General features: G+C 70.3%; 22 protein-coding genes. 10 read left to right on the forward strand and 12 right to left on the reverse strand.

Annotated features, from left to right (window positions below):
- The first annotated feature begins 39 nt into the window (after nucleotides 1–39).
- Nucleotides 40–984 carry a zinc-binding dehydrogenase gene (locus VM306_RS19515; RefSeq protein ID WP_325516958.1) on the forward strand — a complete coding sequence of 315 codons (945 nt, stop codon included), beginning with the start codon at nucleotides 40–42 and terminating at the stop codon, nucleotides 982–984.
- A gap of 145 nt (nucleotides 985–1129) precedes the next feature.
- Here the strand turns inward: VM306_RS19515 and VM306_RS19520 are convergent, their stop codons facing one another.
- From VM306_RS19520 to VM306_RS19540, 5 genes are all read right to left on the reverse strand, one after another.
- The gene (locus VM306_RS19520) at nucleotides 1130–1837 is read right to left on the reverse strand and encodes a zf-HC2 domain-containing protein (RefSeq protein ID WP_325516960.1); all 708 of its coding nucleotides are present in this window, start codon (nucleotides 1835–1837) and stop codon (nucleotides 1130–1132) included.
- A complete protein-coding gene (locus VM306_RS19525; protein ID WP_325516962.1) occupies nucleotides 1834–2385 on the reverse strand; it encodes a sigma-70 family RNA polymerase sigma factor in 552 nt (183 codons plus the stop codon). The genes VM306_RS19520 and VM306_RS19525 overlap by 4 nt, the downstream gene beginning before the upstream one ends.
- Before the next feature lie 118 nt (nucleotides 2386–2503).
- Complete coding sequence (locus VM306_RS19530; RefSeq protein WP_325516965.1) at nucleotides 2504–3409, reverse strand: DUF1996 domain-containing protein; 906 nt, start codon at nucleotides 3407–3409, stop codon at nucleotides 2504–2506.
- Between the two features lie 53 nt (nucleotides 3410–3462).
- Nucleotides 3463–4134 carry a GntR family transcriptional regulator gene (locus VM306_RS19535; protein ID WP_325516969.1) on the reverse strand — a complete coding sequence of 224 codons (672 nt, stop codon included), beginning with the start codon at nucleotides 4132–4134 and terminating at the stop codon, nucleotides 3463–3465.
- A 297-nt stretch (nucleotides 4135–4431) separates the two neighbouring features.
- Entirely contained in the window at nucleotides 4432–4977 is a 546-nt protein-coding gene (locus VM306_RS19540) for a hypothetical protein (protein WP_325516971.1), read from the reverse strand.
- 202 nt (nucleotides 4978–5179) lie between these two features.
- Between VM306_RS19540 and VM306_RS19545 the strand changes: the two genes are divergently transcribed.
- Genes VM306_RS19545 through araD form a run of 3 tightly spaced genes read left to right on the forward strand, consistent with a single transcriptional unit; the run spans nucleotide 5180 to nucleotide 8419 of the window.
- A complete protein-coding gene (locus VM306_RS19545) occupies nucleotides 5180–5824 on the forward strand; it encodes a GntR family transcriptional regulator (protein WP_325517006.1) in 645 nt (214 codons plus the stop codon).
- Nucleotides 5811–6716, forward strand: a complete 906-nt coding sequence (locus tag VM306_RS19550) for a dihydrodipicolinate synthase family protein (protein ID WP_325516973.1) — start codon at nucleotides 5811–5813, stop codon at nucleotides 6714–6716. The genes VM306_RS19545 and VM306_RS19550 overlap by 14 nt, the downstream gene beginning before the upstream one ends.
- Nucleotides 6713–8419 (forward strand): L-arabinonate dehydratase, encoded by a 1707-nt coding sequence (araD, locus tag VM306_RS19555; protein ID WP_414672417.1) that lies wholly within the window; start codon nucleotides 6713–6715, stop codon nucleotides 8417–8419. The genes VM306_RS19550 and araD overlap by 4 nt, the downstream gene beginning before the upstream one ends.
- Here araD and VM306_RS19560 read toward each other — a convergent pair.
- Nucleotides 8416–9306, reverse strand: a complete 891-nt coding sequence (locus tag VM306_RS19560; RefSeq protein ID WP_325516978.1) for an alpha/beta hydrolase family protein — start codon at nucleotides 9304–9306, stop codon at nucleotides 8416–8418. The genes araD and VM306_RS19560 overlap by 4 nt on opposite strands.
- 99 nt (nucleotides 9307–9405) lie before the next feature.
- Here VM306_RS19560 and VM306_RS19565 point away from each other — a divergent pair, with 99 nt between their 5' ends.
- The gene (locus VM306_RS19565; protein ID WP_325516980.1) at nucleotides 9406–9957 is read left to right on the forward strand and encodes a TetR/AcrR family transcriptional regulator; all 552 of its coding nucleotides are present in this window, start codon (nucleotides 9406–9408) and stop codon (nucleotides 9955–9957) included.
- Between the two features lie 51 nt (nucleotides 9958–10008).
- Nucleotides 10009–10992, forward strand: a complete 984-nt coding sequence (locus tag VM306_RS19570; protein ID WP_325516982.1) for a LacI family DNA-binding transcriptional regulator — start codon at nucleotides 10009–10011, stop codon at nucleotides 10990–10992.
- Nucleotides 10993–11168: 176 nt separating this feature from the next.
- On the opposite strand, the gene VM306_RS19575 is transcribed toward VM306_RS19570, so the two are convergent.
- The 3 genes from VM306_RS19575 to VM306_RS19585 form a co-directional block, all read right to left on the reverse strand.
- On the reverse strand, nucleotides 11169–12950 hold the full coding sequence (locus VM306_RS19575) for a long-chain fatty acid--CoA ligase (RefSeq protein WP_325516984.1): 1782 nt from the start codon (nucleotides 12948–12950) through the stop codon (nucleotides 11169–11171).
- A gap of 28 nt (nucleotides 12951–12978) precedes the next feature.
- Nucleotides 12979–15117 carry a molybdopterin oxidoreductase family protein gene (locus VM306_RS19580; protein WP_325516986.1) on the reverse strand — a complete coding sequence of 713 codons (2139 nt, stop codon included), beginning with the start codon at nucleotides 15115–15117 and terminating at the stop codon, nucleotides 12979–12981.
- A 388-nt stretch (nucleotides 15118–15505) separates the two neighbouring features.
- Nucleotides 15506–17077: an alpha/beta fold hydrolase gene (locus VM306_RS19585; protein ID WP_325516988.1), complete on the reverse strand. Its 1572-nt coding sequence runs from the start codon at nucleotides 17075–17077 to the stop codon at nucleotides 15506–15508.
- 146 nt (nucleotides 17078–17223) lie between these two features.
- Between VM306_RS19585 and VM306_RS19590 the strand changes: the two genes are divergently transcribed.
- Entirely contained in the window at nucleotides 17224–18210 is a 987-nt protein-coding gene (locus tag VM306_RS19590) for a PHP domain-containing protein (RefSeq protein ID WP_325516991.1), read from the forward strand.
- Here VM306_RS19590 and VM306_RS19595 read toward each other — a convergent pair.
- Nucleotides 18173–18751, reverse strand: a complete 579-nt coding sequence (locus VM306_RS19595; protein ID WP_325516993.1) for a hypothetical protein — start codon at nucleotides 18749–18751, stop codon at nucleotides 18173–18175. The two genes, VM306_RS19590 and VM306_RS19595, sit on opposite strands and share 38 nt — an antisense overlap.
- 292 nt (nucleotides 18752–19043) lie before the next feature.
- Between VM306_RS19595 and VM306_RS19600 the strand changes: the two genes are divergently transcribed.
- The 3 genes from VM306_RS19600 (at nucleotide 19044) to VM306_RS19610 (ending at nucleotide 20966) form a co-directional block, all read left to right on the forward strand.
- A complete protein-coding gene (locus VM306_RS19600; RefSeq protein WP_325516996.1) occupies nucleotides 19044–19625 on the forward strand; it encodes a sensor histidine kinase in 582 nt (193 codons plus the stop codon).
- On the forward strand, nucleotides 19616–20248 hold the full coding sequence (locus VM306_RS19605; RefSeq protein WP_325516998.1) for a response regulator transcription factor: 633 nt from the start codon (nucleotides 19616–19618) through the stop codon (nucleotides 20246–20248). The genes VM306_RS19600 and VM306_RS19605 overlap by 10 nt, the downstream gene beginning before the upstream one ends.
- 91 nt (nucleotides 20249–20339) lie before the next feature.
- Complete coding sequence (locus VM306_RS19610) at nucleotides 20340–20966, forward strand: response regulator transcription factor (RefSeq protein ID WP_325517000.1); 627 nt, start codon at nucleotides 20340–20342, stop codon at nucleotides 20964–20966.
- Nucleotides 20967–20969: 3 nt separating this feature from the next.
- On the opposite strand, the gene VM306_RS19615 is transcribed toward VM306_RS19610, so the two are convergent.
- Nucleotides 20970–22268 (reverse strand): hypothetical protein, encoded by a 1299-nt coding sequence (locus tag VM306_RS19615; protein ID WP_325517002.1) that lies wholly within the window; start codon nucleotides 22266–22268, stop codon nucleotides 20970–20972.
- Between the two features lie 94 nt (nucleotides 22269–22362).
- On the reverse strand, nucleotides 22363–22545 hold a 183-nt coding region (locus VM306_RS19620), incomplete at its 5' end, for a hypothetical protein (RefSeq protein ID WP_325517004.1).

A 22545-nucleotide genomic window follows, 5' to 3' on the forward strand; every position in this document is an offset into this window, starting at 1 on the left:
CTTGACCTCCAGTTAGGTCGAGTTCGTAGCGTCACGAGCATGTTCGCGATTCGGCAGTACGAGTTCGGCCCGGCCTCGAACCTCCTCGTCGAGGAGGTCTCCGACCCGGAGCCCGCCGCAGGTCAGGTGCGGATCACCGTGGCCGCCTCTGGCGTCCACCTCGTCGACACCACCATCCGCAAGGGCGGCTTCGGCCCCGTCGACTTCCCGATGACGCCCGGCCGGGAGGTGGCGGGCGTCGTCACGGCTCTCGGCGCCGACGTCGAGCCCGAATGGCTGGGCCGCCGGGTCGTCGCGCACCTCGGCCAGGCCAACGGCGGCTACGCGGAGCTCGCGGTCGCCAACGTCAGCGCGCTGCACGCGGTGCCGGACGACGTGTCGTTCGAGGCGGCGGTCGCGATGATCGGCACCGGGCGCACGGTGGTCGCCGTGCTGGACCGCGCCCAGCTCACCAAGGACGACGTGGTGCTGGTGACGTCGGCGGCGGGTGGCATGGGCACGTTGTTCGTGCAGGAGGCGCGGAACGTCGGCGCGCGGGTCATCGGGCTCGCCAGTGGTGCGAAGCTCGATCTCGTCGTGGAGAACGGGGCGGACGCGGCTATCGACTACACGCGGCCGGGCTGGGCGGAGGGCGTCAAGGACATGACGGTCGTGTTCGACGGCGTCGGCGGCGAGGTCGGGGCGCAGGCGCTCAAGACGTTGGGGACCGGCGGACGGCAGATCATCTACGGCTGGGCTTCCGGCGCGATGACGCCGATCAGCACGGAGGCGTTGTTCGCCAACAGTCTGACCGCGACCGTCGCGCTCGGGCCGGGGATGATGCGGCGCGGTCTTCGGAACCTCGAGGAGGAGTCGATGGCGGGGCTGGCCGGCGGGCGGTTCGTGCCGCTGGTCAACCCGCCGTTCGCGCTCAAGGACGCCGCGAAGGCGCACGAGGCGCTGGAATCACGTGCGGTGGTGGGAAAAGTGGTGCTCAAGCCGTGACCGTGTGATCAAGCGAGCGATCGGGGCTCGATGATTCGCAGTCCGTCCGCACGCATGGTGTGAGCAACTTGTCCGGCCAGGGACCTGGTCACCTGGGCAAAGGTGATGGGGCCGTCCCGGAAGGACGGCCCCATCATTTCCTCGGTCACGCCTGGACCGGCACCTCGACGAACTTCTCGCCCGCGAAGTTCTCGACCACCACGGACTTCACGTCCTTGGGGTCGACCAGCGCGGAACCGTCCAGGTTCGTGCCCTCGGCGGCGCCCTTCTTGGACACCACCCAGGAGCCCGCCTCCTGGCGGCTGCCGTCCTTCGCCACGACGAAGATCCGGCACTTCTCGCCCTCGGGGATACCGCTGATCGCCATGTTCGTGCGCACCCAGCCCGCGGCGGGGACGACCTTCACGGTCATCGACGCCTTGGTCGCCGGGTCCGTGAACGTGGCGAGCCTGGTGCCCGCCGGGTCCGGTGCCACCGTCGGGGTGGGAAGGGCCACGTTCGCATCGGGCGAGGTGACCTTACCGACGAGGACTCCGGCGCCCAGCACGATGGCGGCCACCACGGCCGCCGCGGCACCGAGCGCGAACTGACGACGTCGGGCGACGCCGCCTCGTTCGGCGCGCACCTGGCGCAAGGTGCGCTGCAACAGCAGGTCGCCGCCTTCCGGCGGCCCGTCCAGCATGGCCTCCGGCGGCACCTCGCCGAGGAAGGCCTCCATGTCGCGGAGCTCCGCGACCTCACGCGCGCAGTCGGGGCAGGACGCCAGGTGCTCGTCCATCACGCGCACCTCCTGCTCGTCCAGCGCCCCGAGAACGTAGGCGCCGAGCAGGTGCGGGTCGTGCTGCGTGGTCATCCGGCCACCCCCTTCAGTGCGACCTTCTGACCGCCGAAGGTCTCCCTCAAGGCTCGCAACGCGTAATACGATCTCGATTTCACCGTGCCCGGTGGTACCCCGAGCGCTTCCGCAGCCTCCGTCACGCTACGGCCGCGGAAGTAGATCTCCATCAGCACGTCCCGGTGGTCCGACGAGAGCCTGTCGAGCGCTTCCAGCACCACCACCGAGTCGACGACCTGGTCGGCGTGGTCGCGTTCGATCGGTGGCGTCGTCGGGGACTCCGCCACCTCCTGCGGACGCGCCGCCTTCGCGCGCACCCGGTCCGTGACGATGTTGCGCGCCACGGTCAACAGCCAGCCGCGCACCGATCCCTTGCCGTTCACGAGGGCGTCGGGGTGGCGCCAAGCACGGACGAGGGTCTCCTGGACCACGTCCTCGGCAGCCGCCCGGTCGCCGGTCAACCGCGTCGCGTAGGCCAGCAGAGCCCGACCGTGCTCCTCGTAGAGCGATCGGATCAGCGCCTCGTCGGCCGCGGTCTCCCGTTTCCGGGAGAACAAAGCCGCCATCCACCCACTCCTCCCCGCCCGCGAACACCTCGTGCGGGCGTCCTGTTCAAGACCTCAGCCGTCACACGAGCGGAGGCGGGCCTTGGTTCAACGAAAGTCCCAGAAGAATCGGGGCATGTTAGCGGGAACCGTTGAGATGCCCGGCCAGCTCGTTCATCACCGCTTCCGGCATGACGTTGATGAACATCGCGTGGTCGGTCGCCGGGTCGCGCAGCTCCTCGGCGAAGCTGTCGATCGCGAACGGCCGGCCCTTGGGGATGTGGTAGCCGACGGTGACGTGCAGCCGCGGGATGGGGAACGTCCTCGGCGGGCACGCGCCGCCTGCCAGCGGGAACGCCACGTGCGTGCGGTGCGAGGCGCTGTCGGTGTTGTTGCCGTCCCAGCAGCTGCCGAAGTCGTAGCTGCGCAACGTGGTCGCGTTCCCGCACAGCGGGTACTTCGCCGTGTAGCGGCCGGGCTTGTCGGCGCAGCCCCACCGCGCCCGCGTGTTCGGCCCGTAACCGCTGGTGAAGGCCGACGGGTCGCCGGTGATCAGGCGCAGGAACCGCGGCATCGGCAGCACGGCGCTCACCGGGCTCCCCTCATACCGGATCTCCACGCTCGTGGGCTCCAGCACCTCGCCGGTGTTGCCGTGCAGGCCACCACCGTCGGCGTGCGCGTCCGGTCCCGTGCCGTCAGTAAGGCGCAGCACCGGCCAGTAGTAGGTGGAACGGTCGTCCTTCTCGCACGTCGTGGACGCGGCCGCGAGAGAGTCGTCCGTCGAAAGCGCGTCAGCTGACTTGTTGCCCACGTACTCATGAGTGTGGTGCGCGCCGAACGGGATACCTGGCGAAACGACCGGGTTGTCCGCGTTGAGGTGACGTTCCTCGTTCGTGCCGCAGCGGATGACGACGCCCGACCTCTCCGGTTCGTCCACCACCTGGTCGAGCTCGCTGACGTACCGGTCGGCGCTCGACGTGCCGGACAGCACGATCGCGGAAGCCACCAGCACCAGTACCGCGACCGCCGCGACTGCGAGGGTCACCGGTTTGTTCCGGACCACGGTTACAGCTTGCCAATCGGGTCGATGAGACTGTCTCAGTCCAGGCTGTCTCGGTTCGGGCGGTCATTTCGTCCCACGAGCTTCTCGTAGGACCCGCGCAGGTGCTCCTCCGCCGCCGAGGCCGCCTGCTCGACGTCTCCTACGCGCAGGACCGCCGCCAGGTTCAGGTGCTCGGGCACCACGAGCTCACGATAGGTGGGATCGCCGTCGATCCGCGCGAGCAGGAACAGATGAATCTGGCTGCGGATGGCCCGCCACGACTCGATGAGCCGCCGATGCCCCGCCACCTCGTACACGGCGTCATGGAACTTCATGTCCAACGCGACCCGTTCGGCGTTCGTGCGCGCGTGCCGCATCTCCTCGACAACGGCGTCCAACGCGTCGAACGACGCGCCCTTCTTCGCGGCCGTTCTCATCGCGAGCCCGTCCAACGCCGCTCTCAGCGTGTACAGCTCTTCGACGTCCTCCGGCTCGAGCGCGCGCACCCGCGTGCCGCGGTGCAGCTCCGAGCTCACCAGCCCTTCGCCTTCGAGCAGCAGCAGACCTTCGCGCGCTGAACTGCGGCTCACGTCGAACTCGGCCATCAGGTCGGCCTCTTTGAGGGGCGCGCCGGGGCCCAGCTCACCGGCCAGGATCGCGGTCCGGACCTGGTCGGCGACCTCGCCGGCGAGACCTCGGTGGGACGCGGGCCGGGCGAGCGGAGGCATGTCCGAATGTTGACATTCCGACAACCGGTGGTCAATTCGCGGCGGGTGGTGGGCGGCGGGCAGCCTGGCGTGGTGCGCGACAAGCGGCGTGACACGGGGTGCGATGTGTCCCCGCGCAGCGGAGGCAGCGATGAAGCCGCGGCCTGGGGGTGCGGGGGTGCGGGGGTGCGCCAGCGGAGTGCCGCAGCGGTGAGGCGGGCGGGGCCGCAGCGGGTGTGATGTGAGTCGTCGGGAACGCTGGCCGAGTGGGGCGTTCGCCGACGGCTTGCGGGGCCGTCGGCGAACTCTGGTCCTGCTCTAGCCCGCGGTCACCAGCGGCTGGCGGGCGTGGTTCACCACGCTGACGCCGGAGACGTCTTCCGCCTTCACCATCGCGGAGCCGGACAGCGTCACCTCGCCGGCATGCGCCCTCCACGAGCCCGCGGTGAAGGTTCTGCCGTCCCTCGTGTGCACCACCAGCCAGCAGGCTTCCCCGTCCTGCACGCCGTCCACGGTGGCGACCAGTCTCAGGCCGCCCTCGGTGTCGGTCACCTGCACGGCCATGTGCGCGCCTGCTGCCGAGGTCCCCTGCAGGACCGCGCCGGTGCCGGCCACCCCCAGTTCCTGGCCCATCCAGACGCCGCCGGCCAGCACGCCGGCGACCATGAAGGTCGATGTCACGGCCGTGATGCGCCCTCGGCGTCGCACGGCCTGGTGTCTCTCGGCGCGGACCGTGCCCAGCGTGCGCTGCAGCAGGTGGTCCGCGTTCGGCGGAGGCCCGTCCAGCACGGCCTCCGGTGGCAGTTCTTCCATCAGCATGTCGTTCTCGTTCAACTCGTTGGTGCCCAGGACGTTCGGTGCCATGCGCTGGCGGACGCGGCAATGGACACGATCACGCGGAACGATCCACTCACATTTCTCCTTCTCCAGTCCCGCGCACAGCGGTGACCAACACCTTCAAAACGAGTCTGCGAGGAAGTTGGTTCACATCAGATACATGGATTTTTGTGAGCCCCGTCCAGACGGTTGACCTGACGATCCCGCAGCTCCTAGGCTCTCATATATGATGTATGACCGGGTGGCGGCACCTCCGGCGTCGCGGACGGACTTTGTTCTGGAATCGATCAAAGAAGCGATTCTCAACGGAAAGCTGAAGCCCGGTCAGGCGCTCGTGGAAACGGATCTCGCGGCCGCGCTCAAGGTCTCGAAGACGCCGGTGCGCGAGGCGCTCAAGACGCTCGCGGGGTCCGGGCTCGTCCTGATGAGTCCCTACAAGGGCGCGTCGGTCCGCACGGTCGACGCCGCGATGGCCGCGTCCGTCTACGACGTGCGCATGCTGGTGGAGCCCGAGGCGTTGCGGCGCGCGGTCCTGCGGAAAGCCGACTTCAGCGAGGCCGAGCAGGCACTGGAGGACGTCGACGACCTGGCGCGCCGCAGCCTGGCCAACCGGCGCTTCCACCGCGCCCTGTACGCCGGGTGCGGCAACCCGTTGATGGTCCAGATCCTCGACGGGCTGCGCGACCAGGCCGCGTTGATCACCGTCGCCGGGTGGGGCATCCGCCCGACGTGGGACGACGAGGCCGCCGAGCACCGCGCGATCCTGGCCGCCGCCGTCGAGGGCCGGGGCGATCTCGCGTTCGAGCTGCTCCGCGGGCACATCAGGACGTTCGCCGACCGAGTGACCGAGGAGCTCCCCGATGTCGTTCGATGACCTCTCCGACCAGCTGGCGTCCGTCGTGGCGATCACCGTCACGCCGTTCGGCGCGGACGGGACGATCGACGAGAAGAACTACGCCGCGATCGTCGACCGGATGGTGGACGGCGGCATCTCGGTCGTCACGCCCAACGGCAACACGAGCGAGTTCTACACGCTGTCGGCCGCCGAGACCGAGCGTGCGCTGCGGATCACCGTGGACACCGCGGGTGACCGCGCCGCGATCGTCGCCGGTGTCGGGCACGACGTCGCCACCGCGGTCGAGGCCGCGCGGTTCGCGGACCGGGCGGGCGCGCGGGGCATCATGATCCACCAGCCGGTGCACCCGTACGTGTCGCTGGACGGGTGGGTCGACTACCACCGGGCGATCGCGTCGTCGGTGCCCGAGCTGAGCGTGGTGCTCTACGTCCGCAACCCGCGGATCGGCGGCGCGCAGATCGCGGCGCTGGCGGACGCCTGCCCGAACGTCGTGGGCGTGAAGTACGCGGTGCCGGACCCGGTGCGGTTCGCCTCCGTCGCGCGGGACGCCGGGCTGGAGCGGCTGACGTGGGTCGCGGGGCTCGCCGAGCTGTCGGCGCCGGGCTACTTCGCGGTCGGGGCCTCCGGGTTCACCTCGGGGCTCGCGAACGTGGCGCCGCAGCTGTCGGTGCAGATGTTCGAGACGCTGAAGGCCGGCGAGTTCGGTGCGGCGATGGAGTTCTGGGAGTTCCTCCGCGGGTTCGAGGAGCTGCGGGCGGCGAACGAGTCGGCGAACAACGTCTCCGTCGTGAAGGAAGCGTTGGCACAGCTGGGTTTGTGCCGCCGGGACGTGCGGCCGCCGGCCAGCGTCCTGAGTGAAGCCGACCGTTCCGCCGTCGGCGTGCTGCTGAACTCGTGGAGCCTGCTGTGAAGCTGCGCAGCGGTGAGTGGTTCGACGGGGACGGGTTGCGGGCGTTCTCGCACAACGCCCGCATGCGCCAGCTCGGCGTGAACGCCTCCGAACACCTCGGCAAACCCGTCATCGCCATCTTGAACACGTGGAGCGGCATCAACCCCTGCCACATGCACCTGCGCGAACGAGCCCAGCAGGTCGAGCGCGGGGTCTGGGAGGCAGGCGGGTTCCCGGTGGAGTTCCCGGTCTCCACGCTGTCGGAGACGTTCCAGAAGCCGACTCCCATGCTGTACCGGAACATGCTGTCGATGGAGACGGAGGAGGTCCTCCGCTCCTACCCGGTCGACGGCTGCGTCCTGATGGGCGGCTGCGACAAGACGACGCCCGCGTTGCTCATGGGCGCCGCCTCCGCCGGTCTCCCGGCGATCTTCGTGCCCGCCGGGCCGATGCTGCGCGGCCACTGGCGCGGCGAGAGGCTCGCGTCCGGCACGGACATGTGGCGGTTCTGGGACGAGAAGCGGGCGGGGACGATCTCGTCCGGCGACTGGGCGGAGATCCAGGAGGGGCTGGCCCGCTCCCCCGGCACGTGCATGACGATGGGCACGGCGTCGACGATGACCGCGGCGGCAGAGGCGCTGGGGCTCACCCTGCCCGGCGCGTCGTCGATCCCGGCGGTCGACTCCGCGCACCACCGGATGGCGGCGGCGTCGGGTGCGCGTGCCGTCGAGATGGTGCGCGAGGGCCTGACGATCGCCGGTGTGCTGTCCCCCGAGGCCTACGAGGACGCGATCAGGACCGTGCTGGCGCTCGGCGGCTCGACCAACTCGTACATCCACCTGATCGCGATGGCCGGGCGGTCGCGGATCCCGTTGTCCCTGAACGACTTCGACCGGCTGTCGCGCGAGGTCCCCGTGCTGGCCTCCGTCCAGCCCGCCGGTGAGCACCTGATGGAGGACTTCTACTACGCGGGCGGGCTGCGGGGCTTGCTGTCGCGGTTGCGGGAGTCGTTGCACCTCGACCGCGTCACGGTGACCGGGCGGACGTTCGGCGAGGACCTCGACGGGGCCGAGGTGCACGACTCCTCGGTGATCCGGCCGGTGGACGACCCGGTGTCCCCCGAGGGTGGATTGGCCGTGCTGCGGGGCAACCTGGCCCCGGACGGTGCGGTGATCAAGTACGTGGCGGCCGATCCCGCGCTGTGGAGGCACACCGGGCCCGCCGTGGTCTTCCACGGCTACCAGGATTTGCGGGCACGGATCAACTCGCCTTCGCTGGAGATGACGAAGGACTCGGTGATCGTGCTGGCCGGTGGCGGACCCAAGGGCGGGCCCGGCATGCCGGAGTACGGGATGCTGCCCATCCCGGACAAGCTGCTGCGCGAGGGCGTCCGGGACATGGTGCGCGTGTCGGACGCGCGGATGAGCGGAACTTCTTACGGCGCCTGCGTTCTGCACGTCGCACCGGAGGCGCATGTCGGTGGTCCGCTGGCGCTGGTGCGGGACGGCGACCTCGTGACGCTGGACGTCGAGGCGCGGGTCTTGCGCGTGGAGATCTCCGACGAGGAGATGGCGCGGCGGGCAGCCGCGTGGACGCCGCCACCGCCGACGTTCGAACGCGGTTACGGAGCCTTGTACTACGAGCACATCACGCAGGCGAACGAGGGGTGCGACTTCGAGTTCCTGTCACGTCCCGGCCACAACCCCGAGCCCGACGCGCGCTAGTTCTTGGACTCGACCGTGCCGAACCCGGTGGTGGCGAGCCATTCCCCGGCCTGCTGCCAGTCGTCGGTCTTGTCCAGCCGGGTGCGCAGGTATGCCGTCGTGAGCTTCTGGACGGCCGCGACGCGTTCCGGGCTCTCGTCCGTGGTCTCCGCGACGTCGTAGCCGGCGACGCCGCCGAACCCGTGCTCCGCGCCGAACAGCGTGAGCAGGTCCTTCTCGCCCGGCGCGAGGTGGTACGGGTCCGCGTGCCACGCCGGTCCGGCGACCGTGAGGTGCTCGGACGTGTCCTTGTCCCCCGCGACGACGAGCGCAGGGGCGGTCATCGTGCTGAAGTCCGTGTCCAGCATGAACGGGTAGTTCTCGCGCACGGTGTCGGTGACCGCGTCACCGCGTCCCGGCGCTCCGAGCAGCACGCCGGCCTGGATGCGCGGCTCCCTGAGGTCGACCGGCCCGGTGCGCGTGCCCAGGAGCAGGCTCGCGGTGTGCCCGCCCATCGAGTGCCCGACGACGGCGACCTTCGCGCGGTCCAGGCGGTTCCCCAGCTGCGGCACGGCGTTCTCGATCTCGTCGAGCCGGTCGAGGACGTGCGTCATGTCCTCGGCCCTGGACCGCCAGAACAGCGGTGCGCCGGGGGTGTCCGCGGGCAGGTTCAGCGTGCGGCTGCTCAGGTGGGTGGGCTGCAGGACGACGAAGCCCTGGGCGGCGTAGTGGTTCGCGAGCGGCGCGTAGCCGTTCAGCGAGGAGAGGTGGTTCGAGTAGCCCTGCCCGTGGGACAGCAGGACGATCGGCAGCTCGGTGCCCTCGGTCGGCGCCGAGACCTTCAGCTGCAGGTCGACGGGCCTGCCGGGGATCCGGAGCACGACGGGGCTCACCGTGAAGACGGCCATGACGTTCCTTTCGGGTACAGTCCGCTGAAACGGAGCGACGTTCCGGAACGATACGGAGCACTGTTCCGCTTTGTCAACACGCCGTCCGGGAGGAGTGCCGTGCCCCCACGCAAGCGGGCCGACGCCGTGCGCAACGAGCAGACGCTGCTCGCGGCGGCGGCCGAGGTGTTCGTCAGGTCCGGTGTCGACGCGCCGATCCGCGAGATCGCGGCGGAGGCGGGCGTCGGCATGGGCACGATCTACCGCCACTTCCCCACCCGCGCCGACCTCGTCGTGGCCGTCTACCGGCACCAGGTGGAGGCGTGCGCGGAGGCGGGCCCGGCGCTGTCGTCCACTTCGGACTCGCCGTTCGAGGCGCTGCGGTCCTGGATCTCGCTGTTCGTGGACTTCCTCGTGACGAAGCACGGTCTGGCGCACGCGTTGCAGTCGGACAGCAGCGGGTTCGAGTCGCTGCACGCCTACTTCCTCGACCGGCTCGGGCCCGTGTGCGAGTCGCTGATCGGCGCGGCCGTCGAGTCCGGGGAGATCAGGGACGACGTGCGGCCGTACGAGCTGATGCGCGGGATCGGCAACCTGTGCGCCGGGCGCGACGACCCGCGGTACGACCCGCGGCGGTTGATCGAACTGCTGCTGCGCGGGCTGAAGGCCTGACCGCGCACCGGTCATGATGAGATCAACCGCGAGCTCGAGGGTGAGGTACAAGTGGCAGTCACCATCCGCGACGTGGCGCGCAGGGCCCACGTGTCGGTGGCCACCGTGTCGCGTGCGCTGACGTCGCCCGACCTGGTGCGGCCCGAGACGAGGTCGCGGGTGCTGGCCGCGGCGACCGAGCTCGGGTACCAGCCCAACCGGGCCGCCCGCGGGTTGATCACGGGCAGGACCGGCAACATCGGCATCGTCGTGCCCGATCTCGACAACCCGTTCTTCACCGGTGTGCTGAAGGCGGTGCAGGCCAGGGCGGCGCAGGCCGACTACGCGGTGTTCGTGGCGGACAGCGACGAGGACCCGGTCGCCGAGGCGAGGCTCGTCCGCGCGATGGCGAAGCAGGTCGACGGCGTCGTGCTGTGCGCACCGGGACTGGAGGACTCGCAGGTCCACGAGGTGGCCGGCGTGACGTCGCTGGTGCTGCTGAACCGGCGGCTGCCCGGCGTACCCGCGGTGGTGATGGACTCGGCGAGCGGGATGCGGGCCGTCGTCGACCACCTCGTCGCATTGGGACACCGGCGGATCGCCTACCTCAACGGGCCTCGCACGTCGTGGTCCAATCAGGAGCGTCGCCGCGGGTTGACGACCGCCGTGGCACGGCACGGGGTCGGCCTGGCCGATCTCGGGCCGTTCGCGCCGCGGTACGAGGGTGGGCTGCAGGCGGCCGATCTGGCCGTGGCGGCCGACGTCACGGCGATCGTGGCCTACAACGACATCATGGCGCTCGGGGTGCTGGCCCGGTTGCGGGACCGCGGGATCTCGGTTCCCGACGACGTGTCGGTGACCGGGTTCGACGACCTCACGTACGCGTCGTTGTGCTCGCCCGCGCTGACGACGGTGGCGATGCCGGTGTCGCAGGCGGGACGCACGGCCGTGACCCTGTTGCTGGACTGGCTCGACTCGGACCGCGCGGAGGTCCCGCAGATCGTGGCGGAGACACAGCTCATCGTGCGTGGAACGACAACACCACCCAAGCGGTGAAAGCAAGGCGGCCCCGGCAAGGGCGTCTGGGGGGAGTACGCCGTGAGCCGGGGCCGCGAAGCGGCTGGGCCCGAGGGGGGAGGGGGCCTGGCGCCGCTTGGTGTCCCACTCTGCCCTGAGCGGACGGAATCCGCCAGGGTGGATGTACCTGTTTTTCGATTTCTCGTACGGACGGGTTACGCGTAGAGGCTTTCGTACAACCCGGAGTGAAGGCGGTGCACCACGGTGCGCTTGACCTTCAACGTCGGCGTGAGCTCACCTTCCTCCTGGGACAGATCCCTGGTGAGCAGCACGAACTTCTTCACCTGGGAAGCACTGGCGAAGTGCGAGTTCGCTTCGTCAACAACTCCCTGCACCAGCGCTAGCACTTCCGGGTGACCCACCAAAGATTCGAGGCCGGACGGCAACCCGCGCTCGGCGGCCCACGGCAGGATCTCGTCGGCGTCCAGTGTGAGCAGCGCCACGCAGTACGGCCTGCGGTCGCCGAACATCACCGCGTGCGAGATCCAGCGCGACTGCCTCAGGACGTTCTCCACGTTGGCGGGCGCGATGTTCTTGCCGCCCGCGGTGATGATGATGTCCTTCTTGCGCCCCGTGATCGTCACGAAACCGTCCGCGTCCATCTCGCCGAGGTCGCCGGTGTGCAGCCAGCCGTCCTGGATCGTCTCCGCGGTCGCCTCGGGGTTGCGCCAGTAGCCCGCGAACACGTGCGGTCCGCGCATCAGCAGTTCGCCGTCCTCCGCCACCTTCATCTCCAGGCGCGCCACGCCGGACGCGCCGACCGAGCCGAGCTTGAAGCTCTCCAGCGTGTTCAGGGTGCCGACGGCGGTGGACTCCGTCATGCCGTAACCCTCCAGGACCGGAACGCCGGCGGCGTGGAAGAACCGCAACACCTCGGGGGAGATCGGCGCGGCACCGGACAACGCCTGCACGAGCCGGCCGCCGAACACCGCGCGCACCTTGGCGAACATCGCGTCGACCTGTTCGAACGCCGCGGCCGTCCCGGCGGGAACCGGTTCGCCCGCGGCACGGCGGCGGCGCACCTCGAGGCCGAGCGCGACGGCCTGGCCGAGCTGCTCCGGCGGCACGGCGGACGTGACGAGCGTGTAGATCTTCTCGAAGATCCGCGGCACCGACGGCAGGAAGGTCGGCTTCACCTCGGCCAGCTCGGGCACGATCGCCGCCATGTCACCGCCGAAGTACGCCAGGGCGCCGCCGCGGTACATCGTCCCGAACATGACGATCTGCGCGAAGACGTGCGCCAGCGGCAGGAACAGGTAGACGGTGCCGGTCATCGCCTCGATGCGCGCCTCCTCGGCGAGGCGGCACAGCGCGACCCAGTTCTCGTTGGTCAGCACGCAGCCCTTGGGCGGACCGGTCGTGCCCGAGGTGTAGATGATCAGGCTCGGGTCGTCGGGCCTGATCGCGGCACGGCGGGTGTCGAGCTCGGTGGCCAGCGGCGAGGTGCGGCCGATGTCCTGCACCGACGCCACGGTGGGGCGGACACCGGCGGGGTCGATCGTGAAGATGTTCCGCAGCTCGGGAAGCTGGTCCTGAACGGACTCCACCTTGTCGCACTGCGGCTCGTTCTCGGCCACCACGATCGACGCGCCGGAGTCGCCGACCACCCACGCGATCTCCTTCGGCGTGCTCGACGGGTAGATCGGCACGACGATGCCACCCGCCGCGAGGACGGCCAGCTCGACCGCGGTCCACTCCGGACGGGTGTTCGCGAGCACGCACACCCGGTCGCCCGCCTCCAGTCCGGCGTGGACGAACCCCGACGCGAGGTCCAGCACCAGCTCGGACACCTCGGCGAAGGTCTGCTCGCGCCACTCACCGTCCCGCTTGAACCGCCACGCCACCGCGTCGCCGTACGACTGCTCCGCGAGGAACGGCAGGTCGGCTATGCGGCGGACGGCTCGCACCGCGGTCGGGCTGGTGGCTCCGGCGGTCATGGCGGCTCCTGGGCGCATCGAGTGGGGTTCAGGCGGGGACGACCTGCACGCGGGTGCCGTTCAGCACGGCGGTGCCCGAGAGCGGGTCGATGCGGAGATCGTCGGTGAGGAGGTTGACGTTCACGCCCGCGTGCTCACCGGCGACCGCGAGCCGCGTGCCGGGCTGGCCGTGGCCCCAGCCGTGCGGCATCGACACCACGCCGGGCGCGATGTCCGCGGTGACCTCGACGAGCACCTCGATCTTGCCGACGCGCGAGGTGACCTGGGCGGTCGCGCCGTCGGTCAGGCCGATCCCGGCGGCGTCATCGGGGTTCACGAGCAGCGTGCACAACGGCTTGCCCTTCACCAGCGCGGGCACGTTGTGCATCCAGGAGTTGTTGGTGCGCAGGTGCCTGCGGCCGACGAGCACCATCCCGGTCTCGGGCGTGCGGAGCGCTTCGAGCACGCGCGGCAGGTCGTCGACGATCGGCTGCGGGGTCAGCTCGATCTTGCCGGACGGCGTGCGCAGGATCTCCGGCAGGCGCGGGGTGAGCGGGCCGAGGTCGATGCCGTGCGGGTTGTCCAGCAGCTGCCGCAACGAGATCCCGTACGCGCCGGTGCGCAGTTTCAGGTCCAGCAGGCGTTCCTCGCGCGTCTCGCCCTCCGGTTCGAAGTCGACGCCGAGCCTCTTCCTCTGGTCCTCGAGCTGGAACGCGGCGATGGCGTCGAGATCGGCGGACGGGCCCAGACCGCTGAAGATCGTGGCGAGGCGGAAGAAGATGTCCGTCTCGTCGACCCTGCCCTCCTCCAGCGGGATCGCCGCACGCGAGTACTTCGCGACGTTGCGCACCGAGTTGTTGAGGAACGCGATGTCGTAGTGGTCGCGGCGGGACGGTGGCGGCGTCGGCAGGATGACGTCGGCGTGCCTGGTGGTCTCGTTGAGGTAGGGGTCGACGCTGACCATGAAGTCCAGCGAGGACAGTGCGTCGTTCACGCGGGCCGAGTTCGGCAACGACAGCGCGGGGTTGCCGCCGATGGTGATCAGCGCCCGCACCTGGCCCTCGCCGGGCGTCTCGATCTCGTCGGCCATCGTGACGGCCGGGAACTCCCCCATCACCTCGGGGTGCCCCTTGACCCGGCTGTGCCAGCGACCGGTCGCGAAGCCCCTGCCGCTGCCCGTTCCCCGCCCGCCGTGCGCTGGCAGCGGCCACATCGCGCCGCCCGGCCGGTCGAGGTTGCCGGTGAGGACGTTGAGCGTGTCCACCGCCCACGACGCGACCGTGCCGAACTCGACGGTCGTCGTGCCGATCCGCCCGTAGACCGCGGCGCGCCCGGCCGACGCCAGCTGCCTGGCCAGGTCGCGGATCGTCCCGGCGTCGACTCCGGTGCGCTCCGCGACGGCGTCCGGGCCGAACGCCTCGACGTGCGCGCGGATCACCGTGTGGTCGGTGACGTGCTCCGCGAGGTGGCGCAGGTTCACCAGGTCCTGCGCGAACAGCTCGTGGACCAGTGCCAGCAGCAGGAACACGTCCGTGCCCGGTTTGATCACGACGTGCTGGTCGGCCGCCTGGGCGGTCCGGCTGCGGCGCGGGTCGACGACCACGAACCTGCCGCCGCGCTTCCGCAGGTCCTTGAACCGGCCGGGCGCGTCCGGGACCGTCCACAGGCTTCCGTTGGACGAGAACGGGTCCGCGCCGAGCACGAGCATGAAGTCGGTGCGGTCGATGTCGGGCACGGGGATGGAGAAGACGCCGCCGAACACGTACCCGACCTGGACGTGCTTGGGCATCTGGTCGACGGTGCCGGCGGTGAAGACGTTGCGGCTGCCCAGCGCCTTGCGCAGCGGTCCGGCGTAGAGGCCGCCGGCGAGCGAGTGCACGACCGCGTTGCCGAGGTAGAGGCCGACCGAGTTCCGGTCGGGGAAGTCCTTCAGGCGTTCGTCGACGTACCGGAACGCCTCCTCCCAGGTGGCCTCCCGGAACTCGCCGTCGCGCTTGATCAGCGGCGTCGAGAGCCGGTCGGGGTCGGCGTCGAGCGTGCCGAGCGAGGCGCCCTTGGGGCACAGGAAGCCGCGGCTGAACTCGTCCTCGCGGTCGCCGCGCACCTTCGTGATGCGGTCGCCCTCGACCGTCAGCTCCAGCCCGCACGTCGCCTCGCAGAGCGGGCAGGTCGTGAACACGGTCCTCATGAGTCCCCCATCGATTTCGTACCGGTCACCGGGCGCACTCACCCGGCGGAGGTCAACCCGAACAGCTCGCCGACCGCTCTCGCGATCATGCCCGGTCTGTCGAGGGTGTGCTCGAAGCGGAACCCGATGACCGCGCGAGCCGCCGAGCACCCCCGTGAGCTTGACCGATTCGTCCTGGTCCGAGCCGTAGACCAGCACCACCGCGGGACCGGCCGCCGTGAGCTCGGTGAACGGGCGCGCCACCCGGTCGCGGGAGCCCGGTCGACGCGGCCGAGGACGGCGTCCAGTTCCTGTTCCCTGCCCACGAACGTGATGACGGCCTCCCGGCGGGTGCTGACCCTGCCGAGTGTGACACGAGGGGCGGACACCTCCGCCCCTCGTGTCACCGTCAGAACGGCTTGGGCGCGGCCGCGATCTCGCCGAGGATCTCGCTCAACGGCCGGGCCTGCGGCACGCCCAGCCCGGTCGCGGCGCCCGGAGGCACGGTCTCCGCGATGTCGGTGCCCGCGCAGGTCACGCGCGAGGCCGGGAGGATGCCGGACACCAGGTACTTGTTGACCAGCGCGTCGACGCAGGCGTTGCCGCGCAACGCGTAGTGGCCGTGCTGGCCGTCGTTCGCCACGTTGATCAGCGGCACGTTGAGGTGCTCGGCCATGACCCTGCCGTTGGCCAGCGGGGTCTGGGTGTCGCCGTCGGAGTTGACGACGATGCCCGCCGGGTACCTGCGCGTGATCGCGGGGATCTTCTCCGGCCGCTGGAACGCGCGGAACGTGCAGTTCGTCGGGGCCATGTAGTCGACGGTGCCGCCGTAGGGGTTGGTGTCCCGCCAGCGCTTCATGTCGTTGTAGTAGGTGGTGACGTCGGTGAACCAGTCCCACTCGCAGGTGACGGCCTGGTACGTGCCGGGCGAGGTCGGTTCGACGTCGCCCTTCTTCAGCGCGGCGATGATCGCGGCCACCTCGGCGGGGTCGGCGGCGCCGGCCTTGATCGAGGCGATGTGGCGGGAGAACGCGGCCCAGGAGCTGCGGTACCGGGTGGCGCCGACGGTGTAGTCGAACGACGACACGTCGGTGTAGCCGCCGTACGGGCCCTCCTTCAGCAGTGCGGCGATCTTGTCGAGCTCACCGCGCACGGCCGCGGCGGTGGTGCCCAGGCCGTAGGTGCCGTTGCGGGCGGCGGTCCACTCGGTCCACTTCTTCAGGTTGTCGGTGATCGCGTCCACCACGTCGACGTCCTGCTCGTGCCACGTCTTCAGCGGGTCGAGCGCGGAGTCGAGGACGCTGCGGTCGAGCGACTTCGGGAACATCGAGCCGAAGACTGCGCCGAGCTGCGTGCCGTAGGAGTAGCCGACGTAGGAGATCTTCTTCTCCCCCAACGCCCCGCGGATGACGTCCATGTCGCGGGCGGTGTTCATCGTCGAGACGAACCGGCGCATCTCACCACCGCCGCGCTGGCAGTTGGCCTCGACGGAACGGTAGTACTCCGTCCAGTTCGAGAGCTGCGAGTCCGTCGGGCGCGACGGGAACTCGTCGTCCGTCGGCGTCGAGATGCACCGCAGCTGCGTGGAACGGCCGACGCCACGCGGGTCCATGCCGATGACGTCGTACATCTTCACCACCTCGGTCTGGGCGTTGAACCAGTGCACGGCGCCCAGTCCTGACCCACCGGGTCCACCGGGGTTGGTCAGCAGCACGCCTCTGCGGCGCGCGGGATCGGAGGCCTTCTTGCGCGAGATGGCGACCTCGAGGTTGCCGTTGTCCGGGTTCTTGTAGTCCATCGGCACGATGACCGTGGCGCACTCGACCCCCGTCGAGGGCGTGACCCAGCCCGCCGGGCACTCGGCCCACGCGACGGTCTGGGTGTAGTACTCGTCCAGCGGTCCCGGTACCGCCTGGGCCGTTCCCACCAGGGACATCACCAGCGGAGCGACCAAAGCCGCCGCGCCCCAACGCTTCCTCACCACGTACCCCCTCCGATCGCCGGTCGGCGGCACCACGCTTCCGCAGTCGCGGACCCGCACGACACCTCCGAAGGTCGGGTGTGTCCCGCCGCGCGTCTCACCCGGCTCCGAGCCGCGCGGGGTGAGGGGATGGGGTAGGAAGGGGTATGGATCCGGTCAAGGCGTTGAAGCAGGTGGCCTTCCAGCTCGAACGGGCGGGCGAGCCGACCTACCGCGTCCAGGCGTTCCGCAACGCCGCCGCCGTCCTCGCCGGTCTCGACCCGGCGGAGGTCGGGAAGCGGGCGCGGCTCGGCACGCTCACCGACCTCAAAGGCGTCGGGAAGTCGACGGCAGGGGTCGTCGTGGACGCGCTGGCGAACCGCGAACCGTCCTATCTCGCGAAGCTCCGGCACGTGGACCTCTCCGGCGGCGAGGAGATGCGGGCACGGCTGAAGGGCGACTGCCACGTCCACTCGGACTGGTCCGATGGTGGCAGCCCGATCAGGGACATGGCGGAGGCGGCCAGGGATCTCGGCCACGAGTTCATGGTGCTGACGGACCACTCGCCGCGCCTGACCGTCGCGAATGGACTGTCGAGGGAGCGGCTGGAGAAGCAGCTCGAGGTCGTCGCCGAGCTGAACGCGGAGCTGGCGCCGTTCACGGTCCTGACCGGCATCGAGGTCGACATCCTCGACGACGGCTCGCTCGACCAGGACGAGGACCTGCTGGCACGGCTCGACGTCGTGGTCGCGAGCGTCCACTCGAAACTGAAGATGCCCGGGGCCGAGATGACCCGCCGGATGGTGAACGCGGTCAGGAACCCGCACGTCGACATCCTCGGCCACTGCACCGGCCGCCTGGTCGTGGGCAAGGGGCGTCCCGAGTCCCAGTTCGACGCCGAGCAGGTGTTCGGGGCCTGCGCGGAGCACGGCACCGCGGTCGAGATCAACTCCCGGCCGGAGCGGCTGGATCCCCCGCGCCGGCTGCTCGACCTCGCCGTCGACGCCGGGTGCACGTTCTCCATCGACAGCGACGCGCACGCGCCCGGCCAGCTGGACTGGCTGAACTACGGCTGCGCGCGGGCGGAGGAGTGCGGTGTCACGCCCGACCTGGTGATCAACACCCGGCCCGCGTCCCGGCTGCTGTCCGGGTGAGGTGCTCGTACCAGGACACCAGTGGTCCGGTGTCGGCCATCGCCCTGGTCAGCGCGACCCGGCACAGGTCGTGCACCGGTCCGGGGTCCCAGACCTCGACCAGGGCGTCCCACGACCCCAGCTCGCCCAGCGCGTACCGCTCCAGCCCGGCGCAGATGGGTACGACCGTCCCGTCCTGCTTCACCACCAGCGGGTCGGCCCGCACGAACGCCGAGGGGTCCGCTCTCAGCAGCGCCGCGGACGTGACGTCGAACTGGACCTCGACGGCGTCGTCCTCGGCGACCCGGTTCAGCTCCACGGCCGCATAGACGAGATCGACCCGATCGACGCCGTACGGCCGTACGCGCACCTTGCGCGCGCCCTCGCCCACGGCCTCGATGGCCAGGCTTCGGATCAACGACACGGTGCGCGGCACGAGGTCGATCATCACCGTGACCCGGTGACCGTCAGCGGCGCACTCCCCCACTTCGTCCAGTCCGACCACGAGCTCGGCTCCCGGCACGGCGGCGAGCCAGCGAGGGTCGTGGACTTCGACTCCCATACCCGTGAAGAGCGCCCGTTCGCCGGGGAAATACCTCTGTCCCGCTCAACAGACGACATCGATTCCCCGTCTGTTCGCATCACTCCCCCACCCGGTTTCATCGGTCCAAGAACGATCGCTCTGCGCAGCAGGTATAGGCCGATCGAGGGACTTGCGGTAACACAATCGGGAATGGCGGAAACGGGCGTCGAAGGGCGAGCGACGTCATGGTTGGGAGGGAGCCAGCATGCGCCGCCAGTTCATCGTGCCAGCGGAGACATGCGCCAGAAGTGCGGCTGAAGCGCGTCGCACGGTGCTACGTGACCTCCACGACGGGATAGGCCCATCGCTCGCCGCCGTCGCTTTGGGACTGCGGTCGGCACGGCGGCTCCTCGCCACCGATCCGGCGGCCGCGGCGAGGCTGCTCGCGACGCTCGAGGACGAGGTGCACTCGGCGATCGGGGACATCAAGACGCTGGTGGCGAACGAGAGCCCGTCCTCCGTGGCCCGGCTCGGGCTCGTCGGAGCGGTCGAACGGTTCGTCGCCGACCTGCGGTCCCGCCTGCACATCACGATCGACGTGGCGGTGCTCGGCGAGATCCCGGCGCTGCCCGACGCGGTGGGCGTCACCGCGTACAAGATCATCCGCGAGGCCCTGACCAACGTCGTCACCCACGCCGACGCCCGCACGTGCCAGGTGCGGCTGTGGTTCGACGCCGAACTGCGGGTGGAGGTGGTCGACGACGGCGTGGGGGCCGCCGCGGAGGCCTCCGCCGGTGTCGGGCTGGCGTCGATGCGGCAGCGGGCCGAAGACCTCGGCGGGAACTGCCACGTCGAGCGCGGCGCCGGCGGCGGCACCAGGCTCGCGGCCGTGCTGCCGGTCCCATGCCCCTGAGCGCCCTGGTCGTGGACGACCACCCGCTCTTCCGCAGTGGTGTCACCGCGGCCCTGGCCGACAGCGGCATCGACGTCGTCGGCGAGGCCTCCGGTGGCACGGCCGCCGTCGACCTGGCCGGGCGGCTGCGGCCGGACGTGGTCGTGATGGACCTCAACATGCCGGACCTCGGCGGCATCGAGGCGACGCACAGGATCGTCACCGCACGGCCGTCCGCCCGCGTGCTGGTGCTGACGATGTTCGACGACGACGAGTCGGTGTTCGCGGCGATGCGAGCCGGTGCGCGGGGGTATCTGGTGAAGTCCTCGCGGCCTCAGCAGATAGTGGACGCTGTGCGGGCGGTCGGTGAGGGCGAGGCGATCTTCAGCCCTGCCGTCGCCACGCGGCTGCTGGCTTTCTTCGCCAGCGCGCCACGCCCGAGCACGTTGCCGGAGCTGACCGGACGCGAGCGCGAGATCGCGCACCTCATGGCCGGGGGCAAGGGCAACGCCGCCATCGCGCGGGAGTTGTTCCTGAGCACCAAGACCGTGCGCAACCACGTGTCGAACATCCTGCGCAAGCTCCAGGTGGCGGACCGCGCCCAGGCCGTCCACAGGGCACGTCAGGCGGAGTGGGGAAGTTAAACCACTTCCGGGACAGTTCGGGACATGTGCCCATGTCTGCCGGGACGTTCCCGGCGGGATGATTGAGAAGCCGACGTCAGAAGGGGAGCTGATGAACGCCGATCCGGTCACCGTCGTCCTGCACGCCACCGACTCCATCACCCGTGCGGGCGTCACCGTCGCGTTGCGGTCCCGCCCCGAGATCAGGCTCGTCGAACCGGAGACCGCGGAGGGCTGCGTGGCCCTCGTCGTCGCCGAACGCCTCGACGGCACCGTGCTGCAGCTGCTGAGGAAGCTGCAGTGCCGGCCGAACCCCGGGATCGTGCTGATCGCCGGTGACGTGGCCGACTCCGAGCTGCTCGACGTGGTCGGCAGCGGTGTGTCCGCGGTGCTGCGCCGCGCCGACGCCACCCCGGACACGCTGGTCCGGCTGATCCGCGCGGCCCACGCCGGGGAGGGCTCACTGCCCGCGGACCTGCTGGGCCGGCTGCTGGGCCGCGTGTCCCAGCTGCAGCGCACCGTGTTGCGCCCCAACGGACTCAACCTCGCCGGGATGTCGAGCCGGGAGACCGAGGTGCTGCGGATGATCGCCGACGGCCTGGAGACCAGGGAGATCGCGGAGAAGCTCTGCTACTCGCAGCGGACGGTGAAGTCGATCCTGCACGACATCACCAACCGCTTCCAGCTGCGCAACCGCGCCCACGCCGTGGCCTTCGCGTTGCGCGAAGGCCTGATCTGACGCTCACTCCGCTCGCCCGTTCAACACCACCGAGGGCGTGCACGCGCCCTTGGGCTGCGGGTTCTGGCAGCTCACCCGGAACACGATCTTCTCGCCCGGCTGGAACCGCAGCGGTTCCTGGAAGTGCTCGTCGCGGTCCCGGAAGTTCCCGAGCCCGATCACGCGGATCACGCTGCGGGTCCCGCCCGCGTCCCGGACGAGCTGGGCGGTGCCCGTGTCGCCCTTCGCGTTCTCGAAGAAGATGTCCTTGATGAGCAACGTCTTCTTGTCGTCCGGCGGGGTGAACGTCACCTCGCTGAACGTGCCGGCGTTCGCCACGATCGCCGAGGTGGAGTCGATCCGGAACGTCACCGGGTCGCCCTTGGCGGCCGCGGATTTCGGCAGGGTGGGGGTCGCGGACGTGTCGCCCGGCTTGATGCCCAGCGCGTCCAGGGCCTGACCGGCGTTCGCGGCGGCCTGCTTCGACTCGTCCTTCGCGGCGCCGGCCGCGCTCGCGGCCTCGTCGGCCTTCTCCTGGATCTGCTGGGCCTCCTGCTGCATCGCCTCTCGTGCCGCGGACTTCACGGCCGGGGCGAGCACCGTGAACCACAGCGCGGCCAGTGCCGCCGCGAGCAGCACCAACGCGACCAGGGCCGGTATCAGCCACCTCGGCAGCAGCTGGCGCTGGACCATCGTGCCCTGGGCGAGCATCGGCTCGCCCCGGTCCGGCGTGATCTCGACCTGGAACGGGTGCCGCCGCGGCTCACCACGCAGGTAGGTCCTGCGGGGCCTGGCCTGCACCCGCACGAAGGTGGTCGTGCCCGGCGGGAGCGCGATCTCGGTGCGGTCCAGCCGGAAGTCCAGCTCGTCCTCGGGGTCGACGGCACGCAGCCGCAGCAGCGCGGGCGCGTTGCCGACGTTGTCGACGGCGACCTCGTACCTGGCCTTCCGCGAGCCCTCCGCCTTGGCGGGCACCAGTTCCGCGGCCACGTCGGTGAACGCGTCGACCAGGACGACGCCCTCCTCGACGACGGAACCGTGCGGGTCCTCACGCGAGACGACCCTGACGCCGAACGGCACCGAGCCCGCGTGGACGCTCGCGTCCCGCGGCGGCGCGAACCGGACGAGCACCGGTGCGGACTCGCCGGGGTTGAGGTTGACCACCGCCGGTTCGGCGTGGCTCCAGGACGCGGCGTCGCCGACCACGTCGATCGTGAACTGGTCGACCAGCTCGCCCGCGTTGCGCACCACCACCTGGCAGGTGACGTCCGCGCCCGGCACGACGGACAGGTCCGTTGTGGACAGCGTGGCAGTTGCTCCCATGTCCAGAACTCTCCTCGTTCGGCTGCCGGAGGGCAGCGGCGGTGAAGGCGTGACCGGGTGCGCGCTTCTCTGCCCTCGGGGGCAGCCGGAGCGCTCACCCCCGTTCGACGAAGTCCAGCGGCTGCACGGTGCTCGGCAACGCGAGGTGGTCACCGGACCTCACCTCGCCGAACCTCGTGCCCCCGACCGGGTTCGCCGTGGCCTGCCGCACGCCTTCCGCGTCGTTGTGGAAGACCAGCATCTGCGCGGAGAACGTCCCGTCGGCGGTGGTGAGCTC

The organism is Lentzea sp. (assembly GCF_035525475.1).
In the GTDB taxonomy this organism is placed as follows: Bacteria; Actinomycetota; Actinomycetes; order Mycobacteriales; family Pseudonocardiaceae; genus Lentzea.